A 9,337-nucleotide genomic window follows, 5' to 3' on the forward strand; every position below is an offset into this window, starting at 1 on the left:
CAGCGACTTCGGGTCGCCCCGCTGGGCGGTGACGTTGACCGCCTGGTAGCCGAACTCCCCCTTGTCGATCACCGGGCGGACCAGCTTCTCCGGGTCCGCCGTGGAGAAGCCGGCGTTCGGCTTGTACGACCACTGCATCGGGGTACGGATCGCCTCCCGACCGGGCAGCGACAGGTTCTCGCCCATCCCGATCTCCTCGCCGTAGCGCAGCACCGGCGTGCCGCGCAGCGAGAACTGCAACGCGTACGCCAGCTCGACGCGCCGCCGGTCGTTGCCGAGCATCGGGGCGAGCCGGCGGCGGATGCCCCGGTCGTAGATGCGCATGTTCTCGTCCGGACCGAACTGCGCGTACACCTGGTTGCGTTGTTCGGTCGTCAGCCGGGACAGGTCGATCTCGTCGTGGTTACGCAGGAACGTGGCCCACTGCCCACCGACCGGCAGCTTCGGCGTGTCCCGCAGCGCCTCGATCAGCGACTCCGGGTCCTCGCGGGCCAGGGCCAGCATGAGTCGGCCGTTGAGCATGAAGTCGAAGAGCATGTGGATGCGGTTGCCGGAGCCGCTGGCGTCACCGAAGAACGTCGGCAGCTGGTCCGGTTCGACGTTCGCCTCGGCCAGCAGGACGGCGTCGCCGCGCCGCCACTGCACGTGCTGGCGCATCTCGGTGAGGAACTCGAAGTCCTTCGGCGAGTTCGGGTTGCCCGGCTCGGTCAGCTCGATGATGAAGGGCACCGCGTCCATCCGGAAACCGGAGACGCCGAGCTGGAGCCAGAACGACATGATCTTCTTGACCTCGGCCCGGACCTGCGGGTTGGCGAAGTTGAGGTCCGGCTGGAACTTGTAGAACCGGTGGTAGAACCACGCCTTGGCGGTTCGGTCGTAGCTCCACGTCTCGTCCTGCTCGCCCGGGAAGACCATGCCCTGGTGCCGGTCGTCCGGCTCGGTGTCGGACCAGACGTACCAGTCCCGGTACGGCGAGTCCGGCGAGGAACGGGCGGACTGGAACCACGGGTGCTCGTCCGAGGTGTGGTTGACCACCAGGTCGATGATCACGCGGATGCCCCGGTTCTGCGCCTGGTGCAGCAGCTCCGCGAAGTCGCCGAGGGTGCCGAAGCGCGGGTCCACGTTGTAGAAGTCGGTGACGTCGTAGCCGTCGTCGCGGTTCGGTGAGGGGTGGATCGGGTGCAGCCACAGGCAGGTGACGCCCAGCCGGGCCAGGTAGTCCAGCCGGCCGATCAGCCCGCGGATGTCGCCGACCCCGTCGCCGTCTGAGTCGGCGTACGTGTCGATGTCGAGGCAGTAGACGACAGCTTCGGAATACCAACGGTCACCCATGCCGAAGGAACATCTCCGAACGATCACCGTGGCAAACCCGTCCGGCGTCCCACGGCCAGGTTGGCTACCGTGCCTCTCATGGAGATCGACCTCGTACCGCCGAGCGAACCGTTGGACTGGTCCCGGGGCCGGTGGCTGAACCCGCCGGTGCGCACCGAGGAGGGCCCGGCCGGCGAGTTGGTCGTCGAGCCCGCGGCGGAGACCGACTTCTGGCGGCGGACCAGCTACGGCTTCGTCCACGACAACGGCCCCGCCCTGCTGGCGCCACTGCCGGTCGGCAGCGCCATGGAGGTGAGCTTCCGGCTGGATCTCAGCGGGCAGTTCGACCAGGCCGGCGCGCTGGTGCGGGTGGACGAGCGGGCCTGGACCAAGGCCGGCGTCGAGATGAGCGACGGCGAGCTGCAACTGGGTGCGGTGGTGACCCGGGAGTTCTCCGACTGGTCGGTGGCGCCGGTGCCGCAGTGGGCGGGTCGGCAGGTGACCGTCCGGGTCAGCCGGGCCGGCGACGCGCTGACCGTACGGGCCCGGGCCGACGACGAGCCGTGGCGGCTGGTCCGGCTCGCCCCGCTGGATCCGGCGGCCGAGGCCGTCGCGGGCCCGTTCTGCTGCGCTCCGGTGCGCGCCGGCCTGACCGTGGTGTTCACCGGTTGGCGGCAGGGGCCGGCCGACACCGCGCTGCACCCGGAGCACTGAGCGCAGGTGTAGTACGGACGCTGTCGGGTATCACCCTCCGATCCCCGACAGCCGACCGGAAGGACGACCATGCCGTACGCCCAGACTGGCGACCCGTCCGCGTTCACCGGGTTGACCGGTTGGGTGGCCTCGGTGATCGAGGCGATGGGTCCGGCCGGCGTGGCGCTTCTGGTCGCCCTGGAGAGCATCGTCCCACCGATCCCCAGCGAGATCGTGCTGGCGATGGCCGGCTTCCTGGCCCACGAGGGCCAGTTCAACGTCGTCCTCGTGGTGGTCGCCGCGACGGTCGGCTCGCTGGTCGGTGCGCTGGTGCTCTACTGGCTCGGCGCGGCGCTCGGCGAGGAACGGCTCAAGCGCTGGCTGGACCGCATCCCGCTGGTGGACCGCGACGACCTGGAGAAGGCCGACCGTTGGTTCGAGCGGCACGGCCGGTGGGCGGTGCTGATCGGCCGGGTGGTGCCGGTGGTCCGCAGCCTGGTCTCCGTCCCGGCCGGGGCCAACCGGATGCCGCTGGGCGAGTTCATCCTGCTCACCACGATCGGCAGCGGAGTGTGGAACGCCCTCCTCGTCGGCTCCGGCTACGCGCTCGGCAGCCGCTGGCAGGACGTCGGGCGCTACAGCGACTGGTTCAACTACGCGATCGTCGCGGTCTTCGTCGTCATGCTGGTCACCTGGGTGATCCGTAAGGTCCGCCGCCGCCGGGAACGCGGCGACCGGCGGTCGGTGACCGCCGGTCGCTGACCCGCGCCGGCTCAGGGCAGGGTGTCCAGGTGCGGGGCGACGGTGCGCGCGAAACCGTTGCCGTTGCTGACGTCCCAAGTTAGTTAACTGTTTCTGTCCAGGGGTCGACGTCCATGGATGGGCCGCCCGCCGCGCGACCAGACGGCGGGCGGCCCGGGACGGTCCGCTCAGCGGCGGAAGGTGAACCAGTTGACGTTGACGAAGTCGTTCGGCTGGCCGCTGGTGAACGTGAGGTACACGGAGTGCCGGCCGGTCACCGCGCCGACGTTGCCGGGCACCGAGCGCCAGCTCTGCCAGCCACCGGTGTTGCCGATCGCGAAGCTGCCGATCGGCGCCGCTGTCGGGCTGTCCACCCGCACCTCGACCAGGCCGCTCGCGCCGCCGCCCGCGCCGGAGGCGACCCGGGCCACGAAGTCCCGGGGCCCGGCGGAGCCGAACTCGACGTTGTCGTAGCGCGCCCAGTCTCCGTTGCGCAGCGCGGCGATGTTCTGCCCGCCCTCGGAGCACGCCTCGACGAGCACGCCGTTCTGCCCGTTGAACGACTCGGCCTGGATCTGCGCGTACGCGTCCCTCGTGCCACCGGGCGGTGGCGTGGTGGGCGGCGGGGTGGTGCCGCCACCGCGCCGGTACACCGCCACGTAGTCGACGAGCATCGGCCGACCCGGGACGGTCGCCGCGGTCGGCGTGCCGCTGCCGGCCACCCCGTTGGGGAAGGCCCCGCCCATCGCGACGTTGAGCAGCAGGAAGTAGCCGGCGTGCGAGGTCATCTGCGACCAGGCCGACTCACCGACCTGACTCTGCGTGACGGTGTGGTAGAGCTGTCCGTCGACGTACCAGCGCAGTTGTTGCGGGCTGATCGAGGCGTCCCACTCGAACCGGTACGTGTGGAACGCGGACTGGCAGCTCGCGCCCGGGCAGGCCCGGGACGCGCCGATGCCGTTGGACTCGTTGCACGGCCCGCCTGGGGCGACGCCGCAGTGCAGCACGCCCCAGACCGAGTTGATGCCGTTGACGTTCTCCATCACGTCGAACTCGCCGATGCCCGGCCAGTTCTGGTAGTTGCCGCGGTAGGGCGCGCCGAGCGCCCAGAACGCCGGCCAGTAGCCGGCGGCCGCGGCGCCGGTGACGTTCGGCATCTGGATCCGGCCCTCGATGGCCAGCACGCCGCCGGCCGGGGCCTTGAAGTCGCTGCGCACGGTCTCGATCCGGGCGGAGGTCCAGCCGCCACCGCTGTCGCGCAGCGGCGTGATGCGCAGGTTGCCGCCGCCGTCGTGGCTGACGTTGGCGGTGCTGGCGGTGTAGTTCTGGATCTCGCCGGTCCCCCAGTTGCCCGGGCCCCCGGGGTAGCTGTGGCCGGTGTCGATGATCCAGTTGGCGGCCGACGGCAACGTGCCGGCGGCGCCGGTGAAGTCGTCGCTCCAGACCGTGCTCCAGCCGGCCGGGGGTGGCGGCACGGCCGCCTGCGCCGTGACGGTGACGCCGGCCAGGACGGTGGTGGTGGCGACGAACAGGACGGAGGCCAGCCGCGGCCGGCGTCGGACGAACGGGGCGGCAGTGGCGGTCGAGGGAGGTGACATGGACGTGCCTCTCTGCGGGGACGGGATCGAGAGAGCGCTCTCTCAGAGTTGTACGTCTCACGGAAACAGTTGTCAACGTCGATCTATTCGGCGCTTGCCGGAACCGCCTGCGGCCGACGGAGCACCACCTGCTCCAGCGCCGACCAGGCCGTCGTGGTCACCAGGTAGATCACCGCGGCGAGTGGCAGCACCAGCGCCACCAGCACCGTCGTGAACGGCAGCAGCGGCAGCAACCGGCCGAGCGTGGCCGCACCCGGCCCCTCGATGGGCGTACCGGCCACCGTGCCGACCGCCGCCGACGCCCGGCGAACCCGCCGCGACGACCACCAGGCCAGCAGCAGCAACACCGCCAGCAGTACGCCGAAGAGCGGCCCGGCCGCCCCGCCGAGCCCGTCACTCAGGTGGTGACCCAGCGGCACGCCGGCCAGTCGTTCGTCCAGCAGCCCGGTGCCGCCCGCGCTCGTGCTGAACAACCGGTACAGGACCAGCAGGAACGGTGCCTGGAGCAGCAACGGCAGGCAACCGGCGATCGGGTTGGCGCCCGCCTCGCGGTACAACGTGAACACCTCACGCTGGAGCGTCGCAGGATCGTCGGCGTACCGCCGCTGGAGATCGCGGACCTGGGGGGCGAGCGCCGCGCGGCGCCGCTCCCCGCGGACCTGCGCGACGGTGAGCGGCGAGATCAGCAGCCGGACGGCGACGGTGAACAGCACGATGGCGACGGCGGTCGCCATGCCGCCGGCCAACGGTTCGAGCAGGTCGGTGAGCCAGGACAACGCCGCGCCGGCGGCGGCGACGGTGTCGTGCAGTGGTGCGAAGGCGAGCATGGGAAACCCCTCGGTCCGATTCCGGTGGGGTCCTCCCCCGGCGGCGTTGGCTCGGCGGGAGGACCGCTGACGGCGGGATCGGCCGCGCGGCGCGGCGCGCTACGCGACCGAGGGGAGTCCGGGTGCGCGGGGACGAGGTCGTCCGGCGGCGTCCGGGTCGACCTGTCGGGGCACCTGGCGATCCCGGGAACGGGCGCGCAGCCCGACCCGGCGCCGGCCGGCGCCGGGGGCGTTCAGGCCACCCAGCACCCGGGTCGCAAGCAGTGCGGCGAGCAGCGCCAGCGTGGTCATCGCGGCGCCGGCGAGCAGGTCGGCCGGGCGGTCCGCAAGCAGCGTCACCTGGGCGAACGCGGACATCCACGCGACCCCGACGAAACCCAGCGGTATCGGCACAGGATCAGCCTAGGACCACGTGTCACGCCGGCGGGCCGGATCGCGGCCAGCCCGGCGCGCGACGACGGTGCGCACGCCGGCCGGCACACGAGAAGCGACGCGCGACGCCACGTTTCCCAGCGCCGACACGTTGGGTAACCAGACAGCGGACCGACGCGGACGGACCGCGGCCGGCAGGAACGGACGGTGGTGTCGATGACCGGCCAGGTGGCGGAAGCTCCCGGCGAGACGGCCGCGGAGGCCAATGTGCTCACCGTGGGTGTCGAGGAGGAGTTCCTGCTCGTCGACCCGCACACCGGTGCCGCGGTACCCGCCGTCGACCTGGTCCTGGACCAGGTGCCGGCGGAGCTGCGCGGCCAGGTGGAGCGCGAGTTCCAGACCAGCCAGATCGAGATCGGCAGTCCTCCCGGCCTGGAGCTGTCCTCGATCCGGCACTCCCTCGGCGTGCTGCGCAAGGCGCTCTCCGACGCCGCCGAGCGGGCCGGCGTACGGCTGCTGGCCATCGGCACCGGCCCGGTGGACGGCCCGGTGCCGCCGGTGGTGGACAAGCCCCGCTTCGACCGGATGATCGAGCGGTTCCGACTGCTCGTCCCCGGGCCCGGCAACAACGGCATGCACGTGCACGTGGGCATCCCCGACCCGGAGACCGGCGTGCAGGTGCTCAACCACGTACGGCCCTGGCTGCCGATGCTGCACGCGGTGACCACCAACTCTCCGTTCGCCCGGGGCGAGGATACCGGCTACGCGAGTTGGCGCTCGGTGGAGTGGGAGCGCTGGCCGTCGGTGGCGCCGACGCCCTGGCTGGAGTCGCACGAGCACTACCAGCGGCTGATCCGCCAGTTGATCTCCAGCGGGGTGATGCTCGACGAGGGCATGCTCTACTGGTACGCCCGGCTGTCGGCGAAGTACCCGACCGTGGAGCTGCGGATCGGCGACGTCTGCCCGTCGGTGGACGACGCGGTGCTGGTCGCCGCGCTGGTCCGGGCTCTGGTGGCGACCGCCATCGCGGACGTCGAGGCTGGCCGGCCGGCGTTGCAGACGGACCATCACCTGCTGGTCGGCGCGCACTGGCGGGCCGCCCACGACGGCCTGGAGGGCGACGGCGTCGACGTCACCACCGGCGAGCTGCGCCCGGCCTGGGAGTTGCTGGACCGGTTCGTGGAACGGATGCGGCCGTCGTTGGAGCAGCACGGCGACTGGGCGGAGGTCACCGACCTGCTGGGCGGGCTGCGCCGGCACGGCACCGGCGCCGCACGGCAGCGCGCGGTGTACGCCCGCACCGGCAAGCTCACCGACGTGGTCCAGGACGTGGCGCGACAGACCCGCGGCTGAACACGTCGTGACAGGATGATCCCGTGGCGCAACGGCTGATCGTCATCGGCGGGGATGCCGCCGGCATGTCGGCGGCATCCCAGGCCCGACGCCGCCGCGACTCCGACGATCTGGAGATCGTGGTCTTCGAGCGGGGCCACTTCACCTCCTACTCGGCGTGCGGCATCCCGTACTGGATCAGCGGGCTGGTTCCCGGCCCGGAGCAGTTGATCGCCCGGGATCCGGAGACGTTCCGCACGAAGTACGCGATGGACGTCCGGATGCGCCACGAGGTCACGGCCATCGACCTGGAACGCCGCGAGGTGGTGGCCCGGGACCTGGAGGGCGGCGGAGAGATCCGCGAGCGCTTCGACGACCTGGTGTACGCGACCGGGGCGGTGCCGGTGAAGCCGCCGTGGGCGGACAGCGACGCGGGCGGCGTGTTCGGCATGCAGACCCTCGACGACGGGGCCGCGCTGCGCGACTGGCTGGACGCGGAAACGCAGCCGCGCCGCGCCGTGGTGGTCGGCGGTGGCTACATCGGCGTCGAGATCGCCGAGGCCCTGATCCAGCGCGGCCTCTCGGTGACCCTGGTCGAGGCGGGCGACCAGCCCATGTCGACAGTGGACGCCGACATGGGCGAGCTGGTCGCGGACGCCATGCGCGGCCTCGGCATCACGATTCGCACCGGGCTGCCGGTGACCGGCCTGGAGCAGCGGGACGGCCGGGTGTCCGCGGTGGTCACGGCCGAGGGGCCGATTCCGACCGACGTCGTGGTTCTGGGCCTCGGTGTACGCCCCAACGCGGCGCTCGCCGAGGCGGCCGGGCTGCCGCTCGGGCCGACCGGCGCGATCCGGGTGGACCGCCGGATGCGGGTGCCGGGGCTGGCCGGGATCTGGGCTGCCGGTGACTGCGTGGAGACGCTGCACCGGGTCAGCGGGCTGCCGGTGAATGTGCCGCTGGGCACGCACGCCAACAAGCAGGGCCGAGTGGCGGGGATCAACATCGGTGGCGGGTACGCCACGTTCGCCGGGGTGATCGGCACGGCCGTGACCAAGGTCTGCGAGCTGGAGGTGGGTCGCACGGGCCTACGCGAGCGCGAGGCCACCTCGGCTGGCTTCGACTTCGTCTCGGTGATCGCCGAGTCGACCAGCCGGGCCGGCTATTACCCCGGTGCCCGGACGATGACGGTGAAGCTGATCGCCGAGCGGCCCAGCGGCCGGTTGCTCGGCGCGCAGATCGTCGGCTGGTCCGAAGCGGCCAAGCGGATCGACACGTTGGCCGTGGCGCTGTGGAACGGCATGACGGTGGACGATATGACCTCGCTCGACCTGGGCTACGCTCCGCCGTACGCGCCGGTCTGGGATCCGGTGCTCATCGCCGCCCGAAAGGCGGTCGACGCGCTCGACCGCTGACCCGCGCCCGCCGTGGAGGACCACCCCGTGACGCAGACCCCGACCCGGCCGGCCGCGCGCCGGCGCCCGACGATGGTCGACGTGGCCCGGCATGCCGGGGTCAGCCTGAAGACGGTGTCCCGGGTGGTCAACGACGAACCGGTGGGGCAGGAGCTGGTGGGCCGGGTGCTCGCGGCCATCGCCGAGTTGGGCTTCCGGCGCAACGACATCGCCCGCAACCTGCGCTCGCGGCAGCTCAACGCCACGGTGGGGCTGCTCATCGAGGAGATCGCGAACCCGTTCTACGCCACGATCGCCAGTGTGGCGGCCGAGATCGCCGCCGCGCACGGCACGATGTTGATCACCGCTTCCTCGGAGGAGGACCCGGAGCGGGAACGCGCCCTGCTCCAGGACTTCACCCAGCGCCGGGTCGACGGGCTGCTGGTGGTGCCGGCCGGCCCCGACCATTCGTTCCTGCGCCGCGAGGTCGAGTTGGGCATGCCGGTGGTGTTCCTGGACCGGCCGCCGCAGGGGTTGCAGGCGGACGCCGTCCTGCTGGACAACCGGGGCGGCAGCCAGGCCGGGGTGGGTGCGCTGCTCGCCGAGGGGCACCGACGGGTGGGTCTCCTGCTCGGCGCGCCGACCGTGCCCACGATGCGTGAGCGGCTGGTCGGGGCGCGGGCGGCGCTGGCCGCCGTCGGGGTCGAACCGGACGAGTCGCTGGTCCGTGACCGCCTCATCGCACCGGAGGAGGCCGGACGGGCGGTCGCCGCGCTGCTCGACCTTCCGGAGCCGCCCACCGCCTTCTTCTGCGCCAACAACCGGCTCACCGTCGGTGCGCTCCAGGAGTTGCACCGGCGGGGCAGTGACGCGGCGCTGGTCGGCTTCGACGACTTCGAGCTGGCCCACCTGATGCCCCGGCCGCTGACCGTCGTCGCCTACGACACGAGGGAGCTGGCCCGGGTAGCCACCGAGCGCCTGTTCCAGCGGATCGCCGGCGACGACGACTCCCCACCGTCGACCACGGTGCTCCCCACCCGCCTCCTCCCCCGCGGCCTACCCTCGACCC

At 72.1% G+C, this 9,337-nt stretch carries 9 protein-coding genes; 5 read left to right on the top strand and 4 right to left on the bottom strand.

The features are described from left to right. Positions 1–1,332 (bottom strand): alpha-amylase family protein (locus tag JNW91_RS26565; RefSeq protein WP_203178128.1); only part of this gene is annotated, 1,332 nt, incomplete at its 3' end. Positions 1,333–1,410: 78 nt separating this feature from the next. On the opposite strand from JNW91_RS26565, the gene JNW91_RS26570 reads away from it, so the two are divergent. Both JNW91_RS26570 and JNW91_RS26575 read left to right on the top strand, forming a co-directional pair. Then, positions 1,411–2,025 (top strand): DUF1349 domain-containing protein, encoded by a 615-nt coding sequence (locus tag JNW91_RS26570; RefSeq protein ID WP_203178129.1) that lies wholly within the window; start codon positions 1,411–1,413, stop codon positions 2,023–2,025. A 69-nt stretch (positions 2,026–2,094) separates the two neighbouring features. Then, positions 2,095–2,766: a DedA family protein gene (locus JNW91_RS26575; protein WP_203178130.1), complete on the top strand. Its 672-nt coding sequence runs from the start codon at positions 2,095–2,097 to the stop codon at positions 2,764–2,766. A 167-nt stretch (positions 2,767–2,933) separates the two neighbouring features. Here JNW91_RS26575 and JNW91_RS26580 read toward each other — a convergent pair whose 3' ends face one another. The 3 genes from JNW91_RS26580 to JNW91_RS26590 form a co-directional block, all read right to left on the bottom strand. Next, positions 2,934–4,343 carry a carbohydrate-binding protein gene (locus JNW91_RS26580; protein WP_203178131.1) on the bottom strand — a complete coding sequence of 470 codons (1,410 nt, stop codon included), beginning with the start codon at positions 4,341–4,343 and terminating at the stop codon, positions 2,934–2,936. A gap of 83 nt (positions 4,344–4,426) precedes the next feature. After that, a complete protein-coding gene (locus JNW91_RS26585; RefSeq protein ID WP_203178132.1) occupies positions 4,427–5,170 on the bottom strand; it encodes a YidC/Oxa1 family membrane protein insertase in 744 nt (247 codons plus the stop codon). Positions 5,171–5,269: 99 nt separating this feature from the next. After that, positions 5,270–5,563: a DUF6412 domain-containing protein gene (locus tag JNW91_RS26590; protein WP_309244493.1), complete on the bottom strand. Its 294-nt coding sequence runs from the start codon at positions 5,561–5,563 to the stop codon at positions 5,270–5,272. A gap of 195 nt (positions 5,564–5,758) precedes the next feature. Here JNW91_RS26590 and JNW91_RS26595 point away from each other — a divergent pair, with 195 nt between their 5' ends. From JNW91_RS26595 to JNW91_RS26605, 3 genes are all read left to right on the top strand, one after another. After that, entirely contained in the window at positions 5,759–6,895 is a 1,137-nt protein-coding gene (locus tag JNW91_RS26595) for a carboxylate-amine ligase (protein WP_203178133.1), read from the top strand. A gap of 23 nt (positions 6,896–6,918) precedes the next feature. After that, positions 6,919–8,289, top strand: a complete 1,371-nt coding sequence (locus JNW91_RS26600) for an FAD-dependent oxidoreductase (protein ID WP_203178135.1) — start codon at positions 6,919–6,921, stop codon at positions 8,287–8,289. Positions 8,290–8,361: 72 nt separating this feature from the next. After that, positions 8,362–9,337: LacI family DNA-binding transcriptional regulator (locus JNW91_RS26605; RefSeq protein ID WP_203178137.1), on the top strand; the 976-nt coding region annotated here is incomplete at its 3' end.

The sequence above is a fragment of the Micromonospora parastrephiae genome (genome assembly GCF_016802865.1).
In the GTDB taxonomy this organism is placed as follows: domain Bacteria; phylum Actinomycetota; class Actinomycetes; order Mycobacteriales; family Micromonosporaceae; genus Micromonospora; species Micromonospora parastrephiae.